Here is a 20,830-nt window from a genome sequence, read left to right as displayed (position 1 = left end):
CGACGTTCACACCTCGTCGCCTTCGACCAGTGCGAGCACTCGGGCCGGGCTGCCGGAGCCCCGTACGATTCGTAACGGCGCGGCGACCAGCACGGCGCCCTGCGGCGGCAACAGAGCGAGGTTCCGCAGCTGGGTCAGCCCGTACTTGCCCGCCCCATGCATGAACGTGTGGCACGGAAACATCGGCTCGAAACCGGCGGCTGCTCCGGCGTCGGTGCCCACCGTCTCGACCCCGAACCCGATCACCGGCGACTCCTCGGCGAGCCACCGGGCGCACTCCACGGACGGACCGGGAGTGTGCGGGCCCGTCCCGTCGGCGTTCAGGAATGCCTCCTGCGAAGCCGAGCGGGCGTCCCAGCCGGTCCGCAGCAGGAGCCAACCGCCCTCGGGCAGTGGGCCGTGCTCGCCCTCCCATGCCTTGATCTGGTCGACTTTCAGGAGGAAGTCGGGATCCTCGGCGGCCTCGGTCGAGAAGTCGAGGACTGCCGCGGGCGCGACCAGCCGGGAGGCAGGCACCGAGGCCACATCATCTGAATCCCGGCCGGTCACCCAGTGGTTGGGCGCGTCGAAGTGTGTGCCGGTGTGCTCTCCGGTGCGGAAGTTGTTCCAGTACCACGCCGGCCCACGATCGTCGTACGCGCTGATCTCCTCCAACTCGAAGGTCGCGGTCTGCCCGAACTGCTCCGGCAGCCGGAGAATAGGCGTGTCCGAGGAGAGCGGCGCGGTTAGGTCAATGACCTTGACGGACCCGGACGCCATGGCGGCGGTGAGGGCGGCAAGGGGTGTCATGAGTTCCTCCTGTGCCGAGCTTCGCTGGCTTTGGCATCGTGCCATTCGTCGCCGGCGGCGGTTGACATTACGCACGTTCTCGACCTACTACCTCTACCACTCCCCGGTGCTACCTGTAGCCACGCGAATTGTGGGCGTTTCAGGGCAGCTGCTCTGTTAGGGTCCGGCCGCATGACCTCGATCTGGTTTGGCGAGCGGGTGCGGCTACGGGGTGTCGAGCCGGAAGAGTGGCAGCTGGCGATGGAGTTCGACCAGGACTCGACGGTCATGCGCGACGCGGATCGGCTGCACACCTGAGACTGTCCGGACGCCCGGCGCGCCTGTACTTCGCTGCGCATCTCCACTCCTAATCACCTTGTCGGGGTGGATCGTGCCGCGCGGATCTGTACGCGGAAGATGCGCTGAAACCGGGGGGGCGCCGCACTGTGATCGCCGCGTTCGGGTCCGCGTCGAGGACGTCGTAGGTCCACACCGGAAGCTTGGTGTCCCGGTCGACCAGCTGCACCTGGTTGTCCCGGGTCGACTTCTCAACTTACGAAAGCTCAATACAGCAAAGCAGAGTTCTGGCCGTTCCGGCCGTGTGTGCTCCGTCGACTGATGAGCGACATGTAATCCAGGTAACGTTGTTGGCCGTTCGCGGCGGCCGCCGGGTCGTGGTCGCGGGAGATAGAGCTTGCCGGTGTGGACCAGCGACTGAATTCGGGCCGCTCGGGTCGACTGCGCCATTTGGAGGGCCAGTGGGGGATCTGACGCATGCTCTTTGGATCGGTGGCCCGGCTGCTGCTGGCAAGACGACAGTGAGTCGCCTACTGGCGAGGCGGCACGGCCTGCGTTGGTACAGCGTTGATGCCCACACCTGGCAGTACTGGGACCGCCGACGACGTGACACCAGAGAAAGCCGCCAGCCTGCTCGCCGAACCCCTCGACGATCACGAATCCGACCCGTGGCACGGTGATCATCTCGCCAAGACCGCCTGTTTCCCAGATGAGCTTTTGGTAGGCGATGCCCTTCCCCGCTCCTGCAGGCGAGAGAACCTGGCGTTCCAAACGCACGTGATCGAAGGCACCTTCGTCCCAGGGGGTATCGGCCAAACGGTCCTTAACGATGAAGTCGTCGACCCTGACCACATCGGCGTCGCCCAGCGCATCGCACAACTGATCCGCGAAGGTTGACTTGCCCGATCCGCCGTACCCCTCCACCCCGACCAGCACCGGCCTCGCCTCGTCCTGCAACCCTCGAATCGCCGCCACCGCTCGTGCCAATTCCACCGGCTTACTACCCCACGCCGGATCCTCGGACGCTCCCACCGCACCTGCCCCCTCCCGCTGATAGCTGCCAAACCAGGCCAGGGCGGCGCATGTCAAGAGTCGGCTTGCCGATCCCGTAGGGACGCCTCTGCCCGCCTATCCTTTGGAGCTGGGTCGTTCCGAAACCAGCGCTGTGACCCAATCGTCGTGGTGTTCTTCGATATACGCGGCGGTCGGTCCCCAGTAGTCGGCATGGCCCTCTGCGTACATCCGCGCCCAGGGTTGCTCACCCGTCCGGTGGCCGCGAACCAACAATTCGTACTGTCCCCGTGTGCGGGCTGCTATCTGTGCGGGAAGGGCTCGGCGCTGCTCCAGATTGAGTCCGTAGCCCTCGACCAGGGCACGCAACCGCGGGCTGTCCGCCTCTACGTCGCCTCTCGGCACAAATGGCAGGAACGCGGTTGCGGCGTAGCCGAGATCCCACAATCGTGACGAGGGCGCCGCATTGTCCCAGTCGATGAACACCCAGCGTTGGTCGTTGCAGACCAGGTTCCATGGGGCGAGGTCGTTGTGGCAGATCAGGTCGCCGCCGGCGGGGTGGGGGACCAACACGTGCCAAGTAGCATCTGACGGTGGCTGAAAGGTGTCCATCGCGTCGTGGAGCTCGCGAATCAGCCGCCCGACCCGGCGCAACTCCTCCGGTGAGAAAGGGGGCAGTGCGTGGGCCAGAGCACCCGGAATGTACTCAAGGACATGCCGATCCTGGTCGTCCCGCCCCAACGTGCGTGGGGCACCGTCGAACTGTCTTTCGGCCAGATGAGTGAGTACGGCCTCGACTCCGGCCGTTTGGGGCAGGGAGGGTTTTCGCACGGTTGAGCCAACCCGGACTACCTGCGCGGCTACGTTGCCTCCAGTCAAAACCTCTTCAGATTCCACGTCGAGAGCATGCCTTGTCTCGCCCCGTGTGCCACACCTGCGCCGTCCCCCTGATAGCTGCCAACCCAGGTCAGCGCGGCGCGTGTCGAGAGTCGGCTCGCCGATCCCGTAGGGACGCCTCGGGCGCTCTTGACGTCAAGACGGTAGCCGCTCGGCTCGCTACTGGGCCGCGTCCGTAGCTCGATGCGACCAGGACTACCTCGCGCCGGGCCGCTACGGAGTTACCCCGCCGGGCCGGCCCGCTCGAGCCCGAGGCACTGGATGGCGTAGGCGCGCACGGCCTCGGCCAGCCACGGCGGCAGGTCGGGGTCGACGGTGGCGACGATGGCGCGCTGCTCGGGGTTGTCGATGATCAGGTCCGCCAGGGCGTAGTAGGCGGTGGCGTCGGCGGGCCACAGGGCGCGCACCCCCTGGTAGTGCTCGGCGGTCAGTTCGAGCGCCTCGGGCGAATCGGGGGCCACTCCTCGGCGTCGGGCCTTGGACATGCAGGTGTACAGGCGGTCACCTTGCTCGGCGGCGTCCTCGTAGTCGGCGCGGGTCCAGTGGCGGGTGACCTGCTTGGCGGCGGCCATGTGGCTTTCGGCGGCTTGGCCGTACCGGACGCGCAGGTCCTGGCCCAGGCGGTCCTTGGCCTCGGCCAACCCGGTGAAGAAGTCCTCGTCGCGTAGGGCGCGCTCACCGGACAGGCTGGCGATGGTGCGGTCGACGGTGTCCAGCACACGACTGAGGCGGTCATGCTCGGTGGCCAGTTGCTCGCGGTGTTCCCGTAGCGCGGTGAGCTCGCTGGCGTCGCCGTCCAGAGCCGCAGCGATGTCGCTCAGCGCCATGCCCAGTTCGCGCAGCAGCATGATGCGCTGCAGGCGCAACAACTCCCGGCGCTCGTACCATCGGTAGCCGTTGGCCGACACGCGCGAAGGCACCAGGAGGCCAATGTCGTGGTAGTGGCGCAGGGTCCGGGACGAGACCCCGGCCATCCGGGCGACCCGGCTGATGGGGTACTCCATGAATGGCAGGCTAGACCTTCTCGTTACGTCAACTTCTAGGGTCGCCGGGGTGAGCACACATCACCCCTTCACCATCACAGACGTGCAAATCTACGACGGCCGCGGTGTCCTCGACGCCACACACGTGCGCGTCGTCGACGGGCGTATCGACGCCGTCGGCGACGCCTCGATCCAGGGCGAGGACGACGCGCTGGTCAACGGCCGCGGCGGAACGCTGCTGCCAGGGCTCATCGACGCGCACGTCCATCTGCTGCCGGGATGCACGCAGCTGGCCGCGGTGTTCGGTGTCACCACCCTGATCGACCAGTTCAGCAAGCCGGAGGTCATTGAGCCTGAAACGGCGGCCGTCGGCGCATCCACACGGGGCTCGGGTCCCGTCCGAGCAGACCTGCGCACTTCCAGCGTCGGGGCGACCGCACCCGGAGGCCATCCCACGATGGCGTACGCGCCCCTGCCGTACGTCACCGGACCGGCGGACGCGGCTTCGTTCGTCAAGGCGCGCCTGGACGAGGGCGCCACACACCTCAAGGTCATCCTCGACGACGGGTCCGGTGCCCTGCTGGACATCCCGACGCTGGACGCCGCGACGATCGAGGCGCTGGTCCGCCAGGCGCATGAGCACGGGTTGCCCGTGGTCGCCCACGCCTCGACGGCCGCCGGCGCGGTCACGGTGGCCCGGTGCGGTGTGGACGTACTGGCGCACGCGCCGTTCGACCCCATGAGCAACGACCAGGTCGCCGCAGTGGCCCGCGCGGGCTGCACGCTGATCGCCACGTTGAGCGTGGTCGACGGCTTCCTCGGTCCCGACGGCGTCCTGCCGCTGCTGGCCGAACCGGGCCTGGTCGAACGTCTGCCCGCGCGCTGGCACAAGGTCCTGCGCGCCCAGTCCCGCCGGTGGATGCCGCCTCAACCGCCCAACGGCGCCGCGGCACGGCGCAACACTTTCGCCCTGCTCCGGGCGGGCACGCCGGTGCTGGCCGGTACCGACACGCCCAACCCAGGCCTCGTGTTCGGGGCGAGCCTGCACCGCGAGCTACGGCACCTGGTCGCCGCTGGACTGGGACCGGCCGAGGCACTGGCCGCCGCCACCGCCGTCCCCGCCGAAGTCTTCGGACTGACCGACCGAGGCCGGGTGGCGGCCGGCCTCCGCGCCGACCTGATCCTGGTGGACGGCGACCCAACCACGCGCATCGAGGACACCCAGGATCTGCGGAGAGTCTGGGTCGCCGGGCGCCGCGTCGACCCAGACGCCTACCCCGGCAGCCAGACCGAGCGGGAGGGCATCGCGTGGCTCCGTGCGACCAACGAGAAGATCATGACGGCGATGCGCCAGCGCTGGCCCGGCCTGCCCGCCCCCGAACAGGTGGTACGGGAGGACGGCGAGCCCTTGGGCCAGGTAGTGCCCACCGCGGGCGGCTGGCAGGCCGCCACCGTCTTCGGCGCCCCGCTCGGCGAGGTCACCAGCCGCGAGGAGGCCGTCGAAACCCTGCACGCGACGGGCCTGGCCCGCCTGGCCGAGCCGTGGTGGGCGCGACCGGTAGGACAGCCGCAATGGAGCCGTGCCCACCTGACGGAGGTGCGCCCCGACCGTGTCCGCCTGCGCTGGGACGACCCGATGGCCGAGCAACCCGCCTCCGGCCAGTGGTTCGACATCGATGACCTCGACCTGTCCCACGACAGACCACCGCGGTGAACACCTGAACTGGACAAGGCGAGAGCGCCGTGGAAGATGTGGCGGTTCGATCGGGGGCGCGCGAACGGGTCCCGCGCGGGTGTTGAGGTTTCGCTGAGGAAGGACTTGGCATGGGACCTGCGTCATATACGCGTCAAAGGCATGACCCTGCAAACGCGGAAAACCGCATATGTAAGATCAAAGCCCACCAAGATGGTTGAGGGCCTGACGGGTGACCGGCACCGGGGTGGAACGCCAGCGTCGGCTGCTGGCGCCGAGCAATGCTCGTACGCGCTGAAGACCCTCTTCCAGCTTGTGTCGGTCAGAGCGTTGGCGTGGCTGTGGCAGGCGGTGAGCCTCAGCTGACCGAGCGGTCCAAGGCGTCGAGCAGCCAGGTGTGCGTGCGGCACCTGACACGTTGCTACATGCGAAGCGGCCCGGACGACGTGTGGTCGGTCCCGCGCCCTTTGGAGGGTCTCGTCGAACCTCCGTAGGTAGGGCGCAGCAGGAGAATGTCCGTCAACGCAGATTGACAAAATCGGCCACAGGTGGTGTTAGGACGTGCCGGAGGTGCTTCGGGGTCGTCCGGTCGCAGGCGACCCAGGCCAGTGAGGGGCGAGGGTGTCCAACGCTGCGTTGGGATCGTGGGCAAGCCAGCGCAGGCAGGCCGGTTGGTGACGGTCGCGATCTGGTGGCGTACGTCACGGGGCCGTGCCGTCACACGTCTCGGTCCGCCGGTGTCTTGTGGTCGTCCAGTACGCATGACCCGTTACCGCGAGGGAGAACGACGTGATGGAGCCCCGGCTCAACCTGTTCGAGAACGAGATCGGCGCCAGGTTCGCCAAGCGGTTCGCGAACACCGGCATGGTGGTCGCGCAGTCGTCGCTGCCGAAGGCCACCCAGGAACTCGTGTCACTGCGTGCCAGCCAGATCAACGGCTGCGGCTGGTGCATCGACATGCACACCAAGGAAGCGGCGGCCGCCGGGGAGACCGCGGTCCGGCTCCACCTGGTGGCGGCGTGGCGGGAGTCCACGGTGTTCAGCGAGGCCGAGCGGGCCGCGCTGGCGTTCGCCGAGGAGGGCACCCGGCTCGCCGACGCCTACCAGGGCGTGTCGGACGAGACCTGGGCCCAGGTGCGCAAGCACTACGACGACGACCAGATCGCCGCGCTGGTTTGCCTGGTCGCCCTCATCAACGCCGCCAACCGGCTCGCGGTGATCGTGCACCAGCAGGGCGGCTCGTACGAACCCGGCATGTTCGCCGCCGCGACGAGCTGATCGGCGGGGGAGTCGGCCAGTGTCGGCCCGGCCTGGGGTCACCCGATCCGATCCGGGCCGACACGGGGGAGCGCTGGCTCTTCGTGCTGGGACGTCAGCGCACCGAGTAGCTGAGCCGGTAGTGGGCGCCATGGCCCTTGAAGGAGAGGACGTCCTTGTCGGCACGTGGCTTCAGCTTGTGCTGGCCGAGGTAGTCGTCACTGTCGGGGAAGTCCTCCTCGTACAGCCGGATTCGGGCGTTGCCGGTGAACTGAATGGTTTTCCTGATCGGCTTGCGCTGGCCCTGTTCGATGTTGATCGTCTTGCCGAGCTTCTGCCCCTCGACGACGATGGCGATCTCGTCGTCGCCGAAGGTGTCCTGCTGCTTCTCGGAGTGCAGCTTGCCCAGCCGCAGCGTGCCACCGGGAATTCCGGTCAGCGTGCTGAGCCGTGCCGTGTGCGTACCCGGGATGACGTTCTTGGCCCTGCCCCCGCGGCTGCCGTCGAACTCGTACGACCCGGACTCGAAGTTCAGGTACACCCTGCCGCCAGGGGTGACGGCGATGCCCTGGCCATCGTCGGGGCCCGGAAGCAGCGTGGCGAGGCCTTGTCGAGGTTGTACCGGCGTTCCACCTCCACGACCAGCGCCTTAACTACCGGGACCCACTCATTGCACTGGATGGTCCAAACAGCGTCACTGTGTCGACAGGTCAGCGCCGCCTGGGCAGGCCTGCGCGTCGTGTTAGCGGTTTGTTAGCTGGCGGCATCTATAAATGCCCAGCGGAACCTTTCGAAGTCGCGATCAGTCGATGACCAACAACACAAGTAGGGGTCTCAATGGGTCAAAAGCGCGTCAAGGCGTTGATCGTCAGCATTCTTGCAATGTTGTCAATGGTGTCGATTGGAGCAAGTGCGTCGCCGGCGCTGGCTGATGGTCGCGCCCATGAGTGCACAGGCTCCTCGAAGTGGACGGGGACATGGGGCGGCCAGTACACCGCTTGGTACCCGACCAAAGGGATGGGCACATACAACCTTGACTGCACGCTGCAACGGGGCGACGTTGGCGAAGGTGTCAAGGTGCTTCAGCAGGTACTCAATATCTGCTACGGAGAAAACCTGACCGTCGATGGAGCTTGGGGCTCAGCGACCGACGCTGCTTTCTACCGGATGCGTCAGGCCGAAGGCATCGCAGGCGGTACCTGGAACGGATACAGCAATGGAACCCGCGGAATGATGCATTGGCCCAACTGGCACGAGACTGTGCGTGACGGGTGGCATCACCACTGCATTGACAACGACCTCGCGTGATCGCACGGTAGTGGCACGCGCCCGTCATGTACCCCAAAATGGGGGGAAGCACCGGGGAAGGTCACCGTGCCCATGCCAGAAGTCGGATTGCGTTGGTGCCCGTCGACGGTCACCAGCGCAAATTCTCGGGTGGGTCGCATTCAAGTCCTGATATGGCTCACTGACCTCCACCTGGCACGCGTCGAGGGTCAGCCGCACCTGCGGCGCTGCCCCCTCGACGATGGAGACGTCTACCGGGTCGTCGGCGCTGATCGCCCAGGGGAGAGGTACGCCGTCAAGGAACAGCCGTACGCCGCCGTCTGGGTCCCGTTCAAGCCGGATCAGGTCGGGGATGGTGGGGGTGTTCGGCATGGCTCCGTGTGTAGGCGCGACCATGGCCTAACGTCGCGTCGTCAGCGCTTGGGCGGGTCCTCGTCGCCTGTGTCCTGCATTCTTGCGCAGCCTCACGATGGACCCTGGGTCCGGATCGGCGATGGCGTCCCCGAATCCGGTCACGTTGTCGTGCTGGCGACGGTTTCGTGCGCGGGCCTTCGCGGGCTGCTCGGCGACGCCGGCGCCCTCGTCGCGACGATGCAATTCAACCTGGCGACACAGCGCGGCTCCGAGGCGTTCGAGCACGTCCGGTTCTACTGGGAGTCCAATGAGGCCGAGTTCTCGATCGGCCACAAGGTTCCGCCCGGCAAGGGCGCCCGCCGCCGTGACGGCGTCCGCGTCATCTTGGTGATCGACCTGTACGAGCTCTCCTCTGTGCTGTTCGGTGCCGCGCCGCTGTCGATGGCGCTGGATGTGAAGTCCGCTGTCCAGCCGGCCCCGGAAGACGACGAGGACGAACCCCACCCTGACGGTGACGTCGCGTGGGACGAGGTTGAGGATCCGGCCGCGTAGCGGCGCACGCTACGGCAGGGCAGAGTTACCGTCCCGTCTCCTGTCGCTCACCGCTTGTCATGGCTGCCACAGGCCAGCGCCACAGCGCCACTTGTCAGGGTCTCCCTGCAGATACTCCGGCCCCTCGTGGGAGACGCACCACGACTTGTGGCCGCGAGGGTCCGCCGGGCCGCAGTTGCACCGCGTACGAAAGCGGATGGCGCGGCCTTCCTCGTATGCCCGCTCCCACCATGCCTCGTCGCGTGACTCCTTGAAGCGCACCTTCTCTGCTTCGAGTTCCGCGCGTTTTGCGATCTCCTCGGGTGTCAGCGCCACCCCGAGGTCGGGGTCGATCGTGTCGCAGTAGCGTCCGATGGGCTCGGGTTCGGTCGGTGGCTGCTTTGCAGGCAGTAGTGCAGTGAGGGACTGGAGGATGCTGTTCAGGCGTCGGAGTTCTGCTGCGAGCTGGTCTTGCCGTTTGGCGAGTTGGGCTATGTCTCGCTGAAGCGGTGTGGGGTTCATAGCGGCAGGTTAAGCCCGGTTTCGCAACGCTGATAGCGTGCGACACGCACCTGTGAGGGGGCGCCAAAGCCCTGTCCCCACACGGGTTCCGGTGCGAAACACCCCTCACCCGTGAAGGGACACCACAGCGAAATTCACAGAGCTTGCAAATACCAGTCGGGGTGCTCAAGGAACTCGGCGAGGTCCACTTGTTCGGGGAGCGCGTCGCCCCTGATCAGTTTGTCTTCGGCTGCCTGCGCCTGCGCCCATTCGATGACCTGACGTAGGTCGTCGTCGGTGAACTCGACGAGCCCGGTGTAGATGTCGAACCAGACCGCGTACCAGATTGGTCGGCTGGAATCCAGCGCGATCCGCAGATAGCCAGTCCCGGGGTCGGGCGGCCGGTTGACCGCCGTCAGCTCGACCGGCACCTCGCTGTTTCCGATCATGATGACGGCGCGGGCGGCGGGCTGGCGGGCCGCCCACTCCAGCACTCCCAGGCGGTGCATGAGTGGGTGCGGGGAGTTGAGGACCCCAGGACCCTCGTCGGCGTACCAGGCCGCCCACCAGGAGCGGGCCAGCATGAACGATGGCAGCTCCAGCCTGTTGACCGGGCCGAGGCCTTGCAGCCAGTCAGGCTCCCGCGACGAGATCACGAGCCATCCGGTGCTGGGTTCTGGAACGGGAGTGGGCTGGAAGCCCTGCATCATGTAGTCCGGCCGGAACCCCAAAGCCTCCGGGTGTTCCCGCATCGCCCTCGGTGTGCCGAGCCTCTTGTTTCTGGCGGCGTGCCAGTGCGCTCCGCTCAGTCATTCGCTAGTTCCTCTCGAAAACACAGCACCCCCGGGTCAGGGGTGGCCCTGGATCCGGGGGTGCTGGTCAGCGTAAGCCGCGACGTGAGCCGGCAGGTTCCGCCACGCTCCACCGCGACCGAGACGAGCGGCCGGTGGCGAGCCTCGGTGCGCTCGGCCGCGCCAGCGGGCAAGTCCCCTCGAACGCGCACGTCATGGCGTTGAGCGCGAGCAGCTGGCCGCTCTTGTCGGTCAGGGTCATCGACGGGTACACCCTCATACCGGCATCGGATAGCGCAGTTCGACGACTCGACGGAGCGCTTGAGATCATTGAGCGGTGGCAACCAAGGCGGCCCCGTTGAGCGAGTCGCATCCTGACCTCGTCGCCCGATGGATGGGAAACGTTGAGGACGCGGACAGCCGGAGTCCGGATCAGTTCAGTGTCAAGGCGCGGCTGAAGTGCTGGTGGTGGTGCGGGAAGAACGGTCACGCATGATTTGCCGCGCCCCCTGGCGAGCACCTGTACTCGTTTCGTTGCCCCGACTGTGCCGACGAGTGGAGCGCGGAGTACGACCGCATCGTGGAGCAGCCCGTCGCGGGGGTGCTAGAGCTGGTGGCCGCGTGGCGTGACCCGCGGCCCTACGGCGGGCTGCGGGTGAAGGATCTGTGTACGGGCGTTGCCGGCAAGAACCTCAGGCTGTCGTACAGCCTGCGGTGCCTGGAGGGGCACAAGATCGACACGGTCGTACGGAGTTTCGTCACTATTGGTTGTCCGTGGTGTCGAGGAAACGAGACGCGCGCTGTGCCGCGCAAGGCAATCCGTGAAGCGGACCCCGAGCTTGCGGCGATCTTCCACCCCACGCGTAACGGTGATTTGACCCCGGATAACACACCCGAGAATTACCGGAAACCGTTGTGGTGGAGTCCGTCCAGTGCTGTGGGCATGAGTGGCAGGAGACGATCATCGAGCGCATCTTGGGTCGGCGTCCGCAGGCCGGTCGGGGTCACTTCTACTGCCCCGTGTGTGAGTCCGTGTGGGGGAGTCCGGCGTGGCTGGACCCCGAGGTTGCAGCCGAGTGGCACGAGGAGAATGACCTCTCCGCGTGGCACGTGAAGCCGTTCTCCGCTGGTGTTGTGGTCAAGTGGCGATGCTCGGCCAACCCCGAGCACGAGTGGGACGCTGCCGTGATCGATCGCTCGGCGGGGCGCCTGTGTCCACTCTGCTCCACCGCTGGTACCTCGAAGATTGAAAGGGCCTTCCTAGCCGCTGCGCAGCTACATGACGCAGATGCCTCCGCGCCTTCGCGCGGTGTCTCCGGCTCGAACCAGGTCGAGGATGAGTTCAATGGCGCGTGGGCATCTGCTTTGCGGCTACTGCAGGGACCAGATTCGTCTGTGAAGCGTAGGCCGATGCGAGATGATCTCTGGGCGACCAGGAGGGAGTGGCGGGGTGCGCGATTCTGCGGGGCTTCCAGCATCGGCCTGGCCCTACTGAAGGACATCCGCAACGAGCAGCGGCGCCCATCGACACGATGAGGGCCGCCGCCCGCGCGCGCTGGCCCTGGAGGGGACACACTGCTTCCCCGCGTGGTCGACCAAACGGCTCAGATAGGCGTCTTCGACGCCCGGCGTCCACCCCATCTCGTCGACCACATCGCGGATCCTGGTCGTCGGAGTACCGCCCTCGCGGGTGGCGAGATACCGGATGGCACGCCAGACCGCGCCGTTTCGGCGGTTGTGGAAGTCGTCAGGGTCGACCAGCCCCAGCAGGACGCCCCTCTCCTCGGACCCGCTGAAAAGGAGATTCGAGCCGATGACAGCCGAATACATTCGAGGAACAGCGGGTTGTTCAGCTCGGACAGCCGCAGCAGCCGACAAGACTCGAACGTCGAACCCGCGCTACTACCTTGAGAGGGCGGCGCGGACCGTACGCCGGACAGGTGCCGGGTCGGTCCCGGCCTCGGATCAGCCGTTCGCCACGGCGTCCTTCAGCTCGCGGAGGAAGCCCGCGGCTGCCTCGTCCGGAGACAGCTTACCGAAGACGACTTGTTCGGCGTACCGGCTGAGGATGGGGACCAGCTGGCTTCCGTTCGGCGGCGTGACCGGCTCGGCGTCGCCGAGTTCGAGCCCGTCCATGTACTCCACCGCGGCCCGGTCGACCTCGGACAGCTTCGGGGCGATGTGCGCGCGCACGTCCTCGTTGAGCGGGATGCCGCGCTCGGTGAGCTGGATGTCGGCGGCCTCGTCGCTGTTCACCATGAAGTCGATGAACTGCGCGACGGCCTCCGGGTGGTCGGTGCGTCCCGATCCCACCCAGAACGACGACGGCTTCAGATAGTCGCTGCCCCGCGACTCCGGGAGCATCAGCAACTGAAGCGGCGAGCCGCTGGCGTCGCTGAGCGCACTGAGCTGGCTGTTCCAGAAGGAGCCGACGGCCACCCGGTTCGTGGCGAGGAAGGTCTCCGAGAGCCCCACGCCCTGACCCTCCTGCAGCGTCGATGCCGGCGGTGTGGACCCGTTCTTGACGAGCTGCGTCAGGTAGTCGAAGAAGCTGGCGACGGCGTCCTCGGACGCCGCGACCTTTCCATCGGCGTCGAATAGGGTCTCGCCCTGCTCCCGCAGCCACAGCCGGAGCGAGCCCTCGTCGTACCCGAAGGAGCTGGCGAAACCGTAGTAGTCGCCGCCGCCCTTCTCGCTAAGCTGCTTGGTCAGTGCAAGGAAGTCGTCCCAGGTCCAGGTGGTGTCGTCTGGGACCTCGACCCCGGCCTTCTGGAAGAGGCCGGGGTTTGCGACGAACGCGTAGGAGGCCGCACCCGAGGCCAGCGCGTAGAGCGTCCCGTCGACGGAGCCGGAGTCGATCGCCGACTGCGGGTAGCCGGACAGGTCGAACTGGTCCTTCAGGGCGGACAGGTCCAGGAGCACGCCCTGCTGCGCGTACGTGCTCAGGTAGATTTCGTCCATCTGCATGATGTCCGGCGTGTCGTCGGCCGCGGTCTGCGTCGCGAGCTTGTCCCAGTACCCGGAGTAGTCGGAGTAGGTCGGTTCGATGGTGATGTCCGGGTGCGCCTGCTCGAACGCGTCGATGATCGCGCGCGTGTTCTTAAGCCGGGTGTCGTTGCCCCACCACGTCATCGTCAGCGTGATCGTGCCGTCCTCGCCGGACGTGCTGCCGGTCGTGTCGGCACAGGCGGTGAGCAATACCGCGATCGCGGCGAGCGCGCTCGCCGCGACGGTGCGGCGGAACCTTGCGGTCATGGTGTCACGTCCTTTCATCGAGCCCGTGGGGCGGAGGCGCGGCTACTTGCCGCCGGTAGTGGCGATGCCCCGGACCAGGAAGCGCTGTCCGATGAGGAACACGAGGAAGACCGGGACCAGCGACACGACGCTCATCGCGAACATCGGACCCCAGTTGGTGCCGGACGAGACGTCCATGAAGGCGCGGATCGCCAGCGGCACTGTGTACTTCTCCGGCTTCGTCAGGAAGATCAGCTGGGTGAAGAAGTCGCTCCAGACCCAGATGAATGTGAAGATTGCGGTGGTGGCCAGCGCGGGAACCATGAGCGGTAGCAGCACCTGCGCGAAGATTCGCAGGTGGCCGCAGCCGTCGATGCGCGCAGCCTCGTCGAGCTGGCGCGGGATGCCGCGGATGAACTGCACCATGAGGAAGATGAAGAACGCATCCGTGGCCAGCAGCTTGGGCAGGATCAGCGGAATGAACGTGTTGACCCAGTGCAGCTCGGAGTAGATGAAGTACTGCGGCACGATCACCACGTGGACCGGCAGCATGATCGAGACGAGCATGATGGCGAACCACACCCGCTTGCCGCGGAAGTCCAGCCGCGCGAACGCGTAGGCGGCAAGCGAGCAGGAGACCAGGTTGCCCAGGATGCTTCCGATGACGACGATCATCGAGTTCAGCAAGTAGACGCCGAACGGGTGCGAAAGCGCCGACCAGCCATCGGAGTAGTTCGACAGATCGACGTCGTCGAGCATCAGGCTGGGATCGCGGAAGATCTCGTCGGTAGGCCGCAGCGAGGCCGCGACCATCCAGAGGACGGGGTACAACATGACCACCGCCGCGAGGATCAGCAGGACGTGACGCAGCAGCCGGCGGCCGCGCGCTGCGCCGGACGCTCGGCGCAGCGCCCGGTCCGCACGGCGGGATAGGCCTCCGCTCACCCTCGGCGGCGTCCGCAGCTCAGTCGTCATAGAACACCCAGGACTTCGAGGCCCAGAAGTTGACGGCGGTGAAGGCGCCGATGATGACCACCAGCAGCCAGGCGAGCGCCGAGGCGTAGCCCATGTCGAGGTTCGCGAAGCCGCTCGTGTAGAGGTACAGCGTGTAGAACAGCGTCGAGTCGGCCGGTCCGCCGGTGCCGCCAGACACGATGTAGGCCTGGGTGAACGACTGGAACGCCCCGATGATCTGCAGCACAAGATTGAAGAAGATGATCGGCGTGAGCAGCGGGACCACGATGCTCCAGAACCGCCGCACCCGACCAGCCCCGTCCATCTCGGCCGCCTCGAGGTACTCGGCCGGGATCTGCCGCAGCGCCGCCAGGAAGATCACCATGGGCGCGCCGAACGTCCAGACCCCGAGGGTGATGAGCGTGGAGAGTGCTGTGCTGGGGTTCGCGACCCAGCTCTCGCCCGGCACACCGAAGAACGCGAGCACGTGGTTGACGAGCCCTTCGGCTCCGAAGATCTGCTTCCACAGGATGGCGATCGCAGCGCTGCCGCCGATCAGCGACGGCAGGTAGAACACCGACCTGTAGATCGCCAGCCCACGCACGCCCTCGTTGAGCACGACGGCGAGCAGCAGCGCGAGTATCAGCTGGAGCGGCACGGAGACCAGGACGTAGGTGAACGTCACCCGCAGCGCCGCCCACAACCGCTCGTCATGGAACATCCGCGTGAAGTTGTCCAGCCCGATGAACCGGGGCGGCTGCAGCAGGTTGAACTTCGTGAAGGAGAAGTAGAGCGAGGCCAGCATCGGCACCGCGGTGACGAACAGCAGGCCGGCGAACCAGGGCAGCAGGAAGAGGTACGCCGCGCGGTTGTCGCGATGCCTGACTCTTGGCCCGTCCCTGCCGGAACGTCTGCTCAGCGCCCTCAACTCGCCGATCGCGCTCACCGCAGTGTCTCCCGATCGCGCACGCTTCCTCCTTGAGCCAGCGGTCATCAGGTAGCCGGCAGTATGGCACCAATTCAGGATCGTGCGATACCACGTGGTCAATTCAGGCAAATTTGGTGACGGCGGCAGCTCGACCAGCGTCACAAATCCACTGGTCAAAGCATCGTTAGACGTACGAAGGCAAATCATGGATGAGTTGCATGCTGGTATCGCAGGACAGTACGATCTCGCCATGACGTTCCTCGTTGTCCCGGAGGGCCAGGCCCCGTCACTGCCGCTCGAGCGGCCGATCTCCCGTGGCGACCGGGTTCGCGACGCCCTGCTAGAGGCGATCTTGAACGGCACGCTGCAGCAGGGCACTGCGCTCGTGGAGCGGGAGCTCTCGACCATGCTGGGCGTATCCAAGACGCCGATCCGGGAGGCGCTGAAGCAGCTGCAGTCCAGCGGCCTGGTCGTCCTCAACGCCTACCAGGGGATGAGCGTCCGCACGCTCGACGCGGCGACCGTCCGCGACGTGACGGTCGCGCGTGCCGCCGTCGAGCCGACGGCGATCCGGCTGGCCGTCGAGCAGCGGCCGCCAGGTCCGCACCCGGCCGCGCGGCAGGCACTGAGCGAGGCACAGGCGCTACTCCGCGCCGACCAGCCGGCCCAGCTCGGGCTGAAGAACCGGCAGTTCCACCGTGAGCTCTACGTGGCCTGCGACAACCCCCTGCTCGTCGACTTCCTGGACAAGATCCAGGTACTGAACACGTTCATCGCCACCGCCGGCTGGCGCGCCCAGGCGACCTACGACACCGAGGGCCTGGAGCACGCCGCCATCCTCGACGCCTTCGAGCGGGGCGACGCGGGTCGCGCGGAGCAGTTGATGCGCGAGCACATCACCCGCTCCTCGTCCGCGCTCCTGCGCAACCTCGACTCCGGTGAGTGAGGCAGCCCTGAGCCGCGTCAGCGCCGTCCGGCTCAGCCCGGTCAACGTCGCACGCGCGACCGGGTTGGTCTGCGGGCACGTCATCGTCGAACTGCGCACCGACGACGGCCTGTCAGGCATCGGCGAGATGTCCGATTTCCAGCACCTGCCGCGGTTCCACGTCGACGTCGCCGAGCTCGAACGCACCCTCGACGCACTGCTCCGCGGCCTCGACGTGGAGGCCGCGAACGAGGCGGCGCGGCGGCTGGAGGCCGCTTTCCCGTCCGCCGGTCATCTCTACGACAAGGCCGCAGTTATCAAGTGCGGTGTCGACATCGCGCTGTGGGACCTGCGCGGGAAGCGGCAGGGCCGCAGCGTCAGCGACCTCCTCGGCGGCCCGGTGCGGTCCTCGCTCGCCGTTGCCTATCCGATCTTCCGTCAGCAGCGTGCCGCCGACGTCGAGGCCAACCTGGAACTGTTGGCGGCACGACTGGACCAGGGCTTCTCGCTGTTCCGGGTCTACGTCGGGCGCCACCTGGAGCTCGACGAGACGTTCCTGCGCTCGGCCCGGGCGCGGTTCGGCGACCGGCTGCGCATCAAGTCCCTGGACTTCTCCAACCTGCTCGACGCCGTCGACGCCGCCCGCTTCGTCGAGCGGACCCGCGAGCTGGACTACGAGCTAGTCGAGGCGCCCGCCCGCGAGCGTGACGCCGCTGGCCTGGCCTTCGTCCGCCGGCGCACCCTCATGGCTGTGAGCGAGCACGTCTACGACGGCGCATGGGCGCTGGAGCTGGTGGCGGCCCGGGCAGTCGACGTGCTCAACGTCGGGCTGTTCGCGCTCGGCGGCATCACGCCAGCGCGACGGGTGGCGGCCATCGCGGAGGCCGCCGGGCTGCGCTGCCTGATCGGAACCACCCAGGAGCTGTCCATCGGCACTGCCGCGGCGGCGCACTTCGGCGCCGCGACGGAGTCCGCGTCCGTGGCGTGCGACCCCGTCGGCCCGCTCCTGTACACCGGCGACGTGGTCGAGCGGCCCGTCGAGTATCGCGACGGCAGGCTCGTCGTGCCGCAGGGGCCGGGGCTGGGGGTGGCGCTCGACCCGGAGCGGCTGGCCGCGGCGGCCGGGCCGCTGCGCTGGGACACGGCCGGCGCGGACACGGCCACGGTGGAGGCCGTCATCGACCGAGTGGGGGGAAGGACCTCGTGATCTGGCCGTTACGCTTCGCCGGGAAGCGCGTCATCGTGACCGGCGCCACACGCAACATCGGGCTGGCGATCGCCACACGGTTCGCGGCGGAGGGCGCGAACGTCGCCGTCAACGGGATATCCGCCGAGGAGGCGCGGTTCGTAGCGCAGCGGCTCCGAGCCGACGGGCACACGGCGCTCGGCGTCGAGGCCGACGGGCACACGGCGCTCGGCGTCGAGGCCGACGTCTCCGATCCCGGCGCAGTGGCCGCGATGACCGACGCGGTCGTCGCCGAGCTCGGCGGGGTCGACGTCCTGGTCAACAACGCGGCCGTGCCCATGCTCGGCCGGGTGCCGTTCGCCGATCTGGGCCTCGACGAGTGGGACCGGAGCTTCGCCGTCAACGCCCGCGGCGTCTACCTGTGCACGGCGGCGGCCGCCCGTGTGATGCCACCAGGGTCGTCGGTCGTGAACATCTCCTCGATCGGCGCGACCAGGGCACACCGCAGCGCCGTTGCCTACGACGCCACCAAAGGCGCGGTCGAGGCGTTCACCCGGGCTGCCGCCCTCGAGCTCGCGCTCTCGGGTATCCGGGTGAACGCGGTGGCGCCTGGCGCCATCGTCAACGACCGCTACGACACGCTCTCCGACGAGGTGCGACGGCGCGAGGCGTCACCGATCCCGCTCGGGCGGGCGGGGACCGGCGCCGAGGTCGCCGCTGCCGTCGCCTTCCTCGCCTCGGACGAGGCGGCCTACGTGACAGGGCAGGTACTGACGATCGACGGTGGTCTCACCGCCCAGGCCCGGCAGATGTCGGCGGAGATCGAACTTCCGGCTTCGGGCCCGGTCGCATGAACCACGCAGCGTTCGACGGCGTCACCATCGTCCTGGTCACTCCGTACCGCAACCACACGACCAGCGTGAACGAGGACGTCGCTACCGAGATCGCCGCCCGCGCCGACCGCGCCGGTATCCATGCCCTCACGGCCTTGGGCAACACCGCGGAGGTGCAGCAGCTGGACATCGACGAGCGGCGGAGCACACTGCGCGCGGTCGCGTTGGGCCGGACGGACGCCCTGCTTGTGGCCGGCGTGGCGGGGAGCCTCGGAACGTTGCTCGCCGACGCGGAGTTCGCCCGCGACCTCGGCTACGACTCCGTCATGGTGCACGAGCCGGCCGACCCGTTCGGCGATGGGTCGGGCCTCGTTGCGTACTACGAACAGGTCGCCGACCGCGCCCCGCTCCCCGTCGTCCTCTACCTGCGCTCGACCCGGGTGAAGGGCCACGACCTCGCCAGGCTCGTGGCACACCCGAACATCGTGGCGGTGAAGTACGCCCGCGAGGACCTCTTCACCCTGGCCACGCTCCTGAACGACGCATCGGCCGCGCACTGCGTGTGGATCAACGGGCTCGCCGAGTCCCGGGTGCCTGCGTTCGCCAGCTTGGGTGTCCGGGGCTTCACCTCGGGCATCGCCAATGTGCGCCCGGAGGCGGCGCTCGCCGTACATGCCGCCGCCCGCCGGGGCGACCTCAACGGGCTGGGCGAGCTGCTGCGCGACGCCATCGGCCCGATCGAGGCGATCAGGGCCGAAGACAACGGGCGCTTCAACGTGGCCGTGCTGAAGGAGTTGCTGCGCTGGCACGGCGTGGAGGCCGGCGACGTTCGCGCCCCGCACTCGCCCCTGACCGATTCGGCGCGAGCGCGGCTGCGCAAAGCCGCCGCGTCCTGGGCCGAGGCGGCATCGGCCTGACGGCGACCCAGCTGATCCGAGGTTCCCACCGACCCCGAGGAGCATCGTGCAACGCATCGACTTCGACCCGCGGAATCACGGCGCGGCCGGCGACGGCGCCACGCTCGACACCGCGGCCATGCAGTCGGCCATCGACGCCGCGGCGAAAGTCGGCGGACGAGTCACCGTCACCGCGGGCCGCTACCTGGTCGGCGCGCTGTTCCTCGCCTCCGGCATCGAGTTCCACCTCGGCGACGGAGCAGTGCTGGTGGCCGCGACCGACGACGAGAACTACCCGACGGTGTTCTCCCGAGTGGCGGGCATCGAGATGGACGGACCTGCGGCCATCCTCAACGCCTTCGGCCTGCACGACCTTCGCATCACCGGGTCCGGCGGCATCGACGGGCGCGGCCAGTTCTGGTGGGACCGCTACTGGGGGCCTGACGGCACCGGCGGCCTGCGCTCCGAGTACGACGGCCGCGGGCTGCGCTGGGCCGCCGACTACGACGTGCGGCGACCGCGGGTGCTGCTCGTGCACGAGTGCCGCGACGTCTCCATCGAGGGGATCACCATCCGCCGCTCCCCTTTCTGGACCGTCCACCTGTGCTACTCGAATGCCATATACGTCAACGGGATCACCATTGAGGACAGCTTCGGCCCGTCGACCGACGGCATCGACATCGACTCCTGCACTGAGGTGCTGGTCGAGAACTGCACGATCGCCTGCGGCGACGACAACATCGTGCTCAAGTCCGGGCGGGACGCCGACGGGCTGCGGGTCGGCCGGGTATGCCGCGACATCGAGGTCCGCAACTGCCGGATCGGCGAAGGGCTCGGCGTCGCCCTCGGCAGCGACCTATCCGGCGGTATCCAGGACGTCCGGTTCCACGACCTGGAGTTCACCGGCACCGACTACGGGTTCCGCATCAAGTCGTCTCGGTCCCGCAGCGGCTTCGTCCGCGGCGTCGAGTTCCGCGACTCGACCATGCGCAACGTCGCGTTCCCGTTCAGCGTGGCGCTCAACTGGTACCCGTGGTTCAACGCCGTCGAGATCCCCGCGGATGTCGAGGGTGCGATCCCGCCGTGGTGGCACGTGCTCGCGACCCCGACACCGGCCGAGGCGCCTCTCACCGACGTCAACGGGCTCACCGTCGCCAACATCCGGGCCGAGCTCGACCCCAGCTACGACGGCCCGTCCCAAGCGTTCGACCTCGACGGATACCCCGAGAGCCCGATGCGCGACGTCCGTTTCGAGCGAGTTTCCGTCGTCGCTCGTGAGCTGGGCAGGATCGTCGGCGTGACCGGGCTCGGGCTCGACGACGTCTCGATCTCCACTGACCACGGCGTCGACCCAAGCAACAACCTCGACGACCACCGCATCCACCACCAGTGGCGGCCCCGAGCTTGTTAGCCCGCCGACCTCCGACCTTGTGGGTCGCCGGACTGTTCTGGCGCTTTGTCTTGGAGAAGTTCGGCATCACCGGCGCCTGACGTGCGTCCGCTT

General features: G+C 67.7%; 22 protein-coding genes. 12 read left to right on the top strand and 10 right to left on the bottom strand.

All coding sequences use genetic code 11. The features are described 5' to 3' along the window. Window positions 1-6: 6 nt before the first annotated feature. Window positions 7-789 carry a cyclase family protein gene (locus tag B141_RS0125005; protein ID WP_020577929.1) on the bottom strand — a complete coding sequence of 261 codons (783 nt, stop codon included), beginning with the start codon at window positions 787-789 and terminating at the stop codon, window positions 7-9. Window positions 790-960: 171 nt separating this feature from the next. Between B141_RS0125005 and B141_RS52330 the strand changes: the two genes are divergently transcribed. Both B141_RS52330 and B141_RS50385 read left to right on the top strand, forming a co-directional pair. Beyond that, entirely contained in the window at window positions 961-1,086 is a 126-nt protein-coding gene (locus tag B141_RS52330) for a hypothetical protein (protein ID WP_020577928.1), read from the top strand. Between the two features lie 549 nt (window positions 1,087-1,635). Continuing rightward, a complete protein-coding gene (locus B141_RS50385) occupies window positions 1,636-1,962 on the top strand; it encodes a hypothetical protein (protein WP_020577926.1) in 327 nt (108 codons plus the stop codon). A gap of 231 nt (window positions 1,963-2,193) precedes the next feature. On the opposite strand, the gene B141_RS0124985 is transcribed toward B141_RS50385, so the two are convergent. After that, window positions 2,194-2,907, bottom strand: coding sequence for a phosphotransferase (locus B141_RS0124985; RefSeq protein WP_202805903.1), 714 nt, complete (start codon window positions 2,905-2,907; stop codon window positions 2,194-2,196). A 287-nt stretch (window positions 2,908-3,194) separates the two neighbouring features. Beyond that, complete coding sequence (locus tag B141_RS42575; RefSeq protein ID WP_020577923.1) at window positions 3,195-3,977, bottom strand: MerR family transcriptional regulator; 783 nt, start codon at window positions 3,975-3,977, stop codon at window positions 3,195-3,197. An 82-nt stretch (window positions 3,978-4,059) separates the two neighbouring features. Here B141_RS42575 and B141_RS0124975 point away from each other — a divergent pair, with 82 nt between their 5' ends. Then, window positions 4,060-5,670, top strand: coding sequence for an amidohydrolase family protein (locus B141_RS0124975; protein WP_202805902.1), 1,611 nt, complete (start codon window positions 4,060-4,062; stop codon window positions 5,668-5,670). 771 nt (window positions 5,671-6,441) lie between these two features. Next, on the top strand, window positions 6,442-6,927 hold the full coding sequence (locus B141_RS0124965) for a carboxymuconolactone decarboxylase family protein (protein ID WP_020577920.1): 486 nt from the start codon (window positions 6,442-6,444) through the stop codon (window positions 6,925-6,927). 94 nt (window positions 6,928-7,021) lie between these two features. Here the strand turns inward: B141_RS0124965 and B141_RS0124960 are convergent, their stop codons facing one another. Next, window positions 7,022-7,447, bottom strand: a complete 426-nt coding sequence (locus tag B141_RS0124960) for a hypothetical protein (RefSeq protein ID WP_020577919.1) — start codon at window positions 7,445-7,447, stop codon at window positions 7,022-7,024. Between the two features lie 296 nt (window positions 7,448-7,743). Here B141_RS0124960 and B141_RS49610 point away from each other — a divergent pair, with 296 nt between their 5' ends. Together B141_RS49610 and B141_RS0124950 are read left to right on the top strand one after the other, a co-directional pair. Further along, on the top strand, window positions 7,744-8,214 hold the full coding sequence (locus B141_RS49610; protein ID WP_157181259.1) for a peptidoglycan-binding domain-containing protein: 471 nt from the start codon (window positions 7,744-7,746) through the stop codon (window positions 8,212-8,214). A 501-nt stretch (window positions 8,215-8,715) separates the two neighbouring features. Further along, on the top strand, window positions 8,716-9,099 hold the full coding sequence (locus B141_RS0124950; protein WP_157181258.1) for an HK97 family phage prohead protease: 384 nt from the start codon (window positions 8,716-8,718) through the stop codon (window positions 9,097-9,099). 57 nt (window positions 9,100-9,156) lie between these two features. Here the strand turns inward: B141_RS0124950 and B141_RS0124945 are convergent, their stop codons facing one another. Next, window positions 9,157-9,600: a hypothetical protein gene (locus B141_RS0124945; RefSeq protein ID WP_020577915.1), complete on the bottom strand. Its 444-nt coding sequence runs from the start codon at window positions 9,598-9,600 to the stop codon at window positions 9,157-9,159. A gap of 134 nt (window positions 9,601-9,734) precedes the next feature. Beyond that, window positions 9,735-10,331, bottom strand: coding sequence for a hypothetical protein (locus tag B141_RS0124940; RefSeq protein ID WP_020577914.1), 597 nt, complete (start codon window positions 10,329-10,331; stop codon window positions 9,735-9,737). A gap of 954 nt (window positions 10,332-11,285) precedes the next feature. Between B141_RS0124940 and B141_RS52930 the strand changes: the two genes are divergently transcribed. Further along, window positions 11,286-11,906, top strand: a complete 621-nt coding sequence (locus B141_RS52930) for a zinc-ribbon domain-containing protein (protein ID WP_084678500.1) — start codon at window positions 11,286-11,288, stop codon at window positions 11,904-11,906. Here the strand turns inward: B141_RS52930 and B141_RS50380 are convergent. The 4 genes from B141_RS50380 to B141_RS0124915 all read right to left on the bottom strand — a co-directional run bounded on the left by B141_RS50380 (window position 11,859) and on the right by B141_RS0124915 (window position 15,504). Further along, complete coding sequence (locus B141_RS50380) at window positions 11,859-12,200, bottom strand: DnaB-like helicase N-terminal domain-containing protein (RefSeq protein WP_020577912.1); 342 nt, start codon at window positions 12,198-12,200, stop codon at window positions 11,859-11,861. The genes B141_RS52930 and B141_RS50380 overlap by 48 nt on opposite strands. 135 nt (window positions 12,201-12,335) lie before the next feature. After that, complete coding sequence (locus B141_RS0124925) at window positions 12,336-13,625, bottom strand: ABC transporter substrate-binding protein (RefSeq protein ID WP_020577911.1); 1,290 nt, start codon at window positions 13,623-13,625, stop codon at window positions 12,336-12,338. A gap of 42 nt (window positions 13,626-13,667) precedes the next feature. Further along, window positions 13,668-14,579: a carbohydrate ABC transporter permease gene (locus B141_RS0124920; protein ID WP_020577910.1), complete on the bottom strand. Its 912-nt coding sequence runs from the start codon at window positions 14,577-14,579 to the stop codon at window positions 13,668-13,670. Beyond that, window positions 14,569-15,504, bottom strand: coding sequence for an ABC transporter permease subunit (locus B141_RS0124915; RefSeq protein ID WP_020577909.1), 936 nt, complete (start codon window positions 15,502-15,504; stop codon window positions 14,569-14,571). The genes B141_RS0124920 and B141_RS0124915 overlap by 11 nt, the downstream gene beginning before the upstream one ends. 232 nt (window positions 15,505-15,736) lie before the next feature. On the opposite strand from B141_RS0124915, the gene B141_RS42570 reads away from it, so the two are divergent. From B141_RS42570 to B141_RS0124890, 5 genes are read left to right on the top strand one after another with little or no spacing between them, the layout of a single operon-like run. Beyond that, window positions 15,737-16,432: a GntR family transcriptional regulator gene (locus B141_RS42570; RefSeq protein WP_063828661.1), complete on the top strand. Its 696-nt coding sequence runs from the start codon at window positions 15,737-15,739 to the stop codon at window positions 16,430-16,432. Beyond that, window positions 16,425-17,618, top strand: coding sequence for a mandelate racemase/muconate lactonizing enzyme family protein (locus tag B141_RS42565; protein WP_020577907.1), 1,194 nt, complete (start codon window positions 16,425-16,427; stop codon window positions 17,616-17,618). Before B141_RS42570 ends, B141_RS42565 begins: the two co-directional genes overlap by 8 nt. Window positions 17,619-17,653: 35 nt before the next feature. Next, entirely contained in the window at window positions 17,654-18,451 is a 798-nt protein-coding gene (locus B141_RS0124900; RefSeq protein ID WP_237742797.1) for an SDR family NAD(P)-dependent oxidoreductase, read from the top strand. Next, a complete protein-coding gene (locus B141_RS42560) occupies window positions 18,448-19,347 on the top strand; it encodes a dihydrodipicolinate synthase family protein (RefSeq protein WP_020577905.1) in 900 nt (299 codons plus the stop codon). The genes B141_RS0124900 and B141_RS42560 overlap by 4 nt, the downstream gene beginning before the upstream one ends. Before the next feature lie 46 nt (window positions 19,348-19,393). Then, complete coding sequence (locus B141_RS0124890; protein WP_020577904.1) at window positions 19,394-20,737, top strand: glycoside hydrolase family 28 protein; 1,344 nt, start codon at window positions 19,394-19,396, stop codon at window positions 20,735-20,737. Window positions 20,738-20,830 lie beyond the last annotated feature (93 nt).

Origin of the sequence: Actinopolymorpha alba DSM 45243, assembly GCF_000373925.1 — a bacterium.
Taxonomy (GTDB): domain Bacteria; phylum Actinomycetota; class Actinomycetes; order Propionibacteriales; family Actinopolymorphaceae; genus Actinopolymorpha; species Actinopolymorpha alba.
The sequence above is the reverse complement of the archived record's forward strand: the minus strand, read 5'-3'. Positions and strand labels throughout refer to the sequence as shown.

Bases quoted from the DNA above. Each gene is read 5' to 3' on its own strand.
- B141_RS0125005 (WP_020577929.1), bottom strand. From the start codon at position 789: ATGACACCCCTTGCCGCCCTCACCGCCGCCATGGCGTCCGGGTCCGTC.
- B141_RS52330 (WP_020577928.1), top strand. From the start codon at position 961: ATGACCTCGATCTGGTTTGGCGAGCGGGTGCGGCTACGGGGTGTCGAG.
- B141_RS50385 (WP_020577926.1), top strand. From the start codon at position 1,636: ATGCCCACACCTGGCAGTACTGGGACCGCCGACGACGTGACACCAGAG.
- B141_RS42575 (WP_020577923.1), bottom strand. From the start codon at position 3,977: ATGGAGTACCCCATCAGCCGGGTCGCCCGGATGGCCGGGGTCTCGTCC.
- B141_RS0124965 (WP_020577920.1), top strand. From the start codon at position 6,442: ATGGAGCCCCGGCTCAACCTGTTCGAGAACGAGATCGGCGCCAGGTTC.
- B141_RS49610 (WP_157181259.1), top strand. From the start codon at position 7,744: ATGGGTCAAAAGCGCGTCAAGGCGTTGATCGTCAGCATTCTTGCAATG.
- B141_RS0124945 (WP_020577915.1), bottom strand. From the start codon at position 9,600: ATGAACCCCACACCGCTTCAGCGAGACATAGCCCAACTCGCCAAACGG.
- B141_RS0124940 (WP_020577914.1), bottom strand. From the start codon at position 10,331: ATGCGGGAACACCCGGAGGCTTTGGGGTTCCGGCCGGACTACATGATG.
- B141_RS50380 (WP_020577912.1), bottom strand. From the start codon at position 12,200: ATGTATTCGGCTGTCATCGGCTCGAATCTCCTTTTCAGCGGGTCCGAG.
- B141_RS0124925 (WP_020577911.1), bottom strand. From the start codon at position 13,625: ATGACCGCAAGGTTCCGCCGCACCGTCGCGGCGAGCGCGCTCGCCGCG.
- B141_RS0124920 (WP_020577910.1), bottom strand. From the start codon at position 14,579: ATGACGACTGAGCTGCGGACGCCGCCGAGGGTGAGCGGAGGCCTATCC.
- B141_RS42570 (WP_063828661.1), top strand. From the start codon at position 15,737: ATGACGTTCCTCGTTGTCCCGGAGGGCCAGGCCCCGTCACTGCCGCTC.
- B141_RS42560 (WP_020577905.1), top strand. From the start codon at position 18,448: ATGAACCACGCAGCGTTCGACGGCGTCACCATCGTCCTGGTCACTCCG.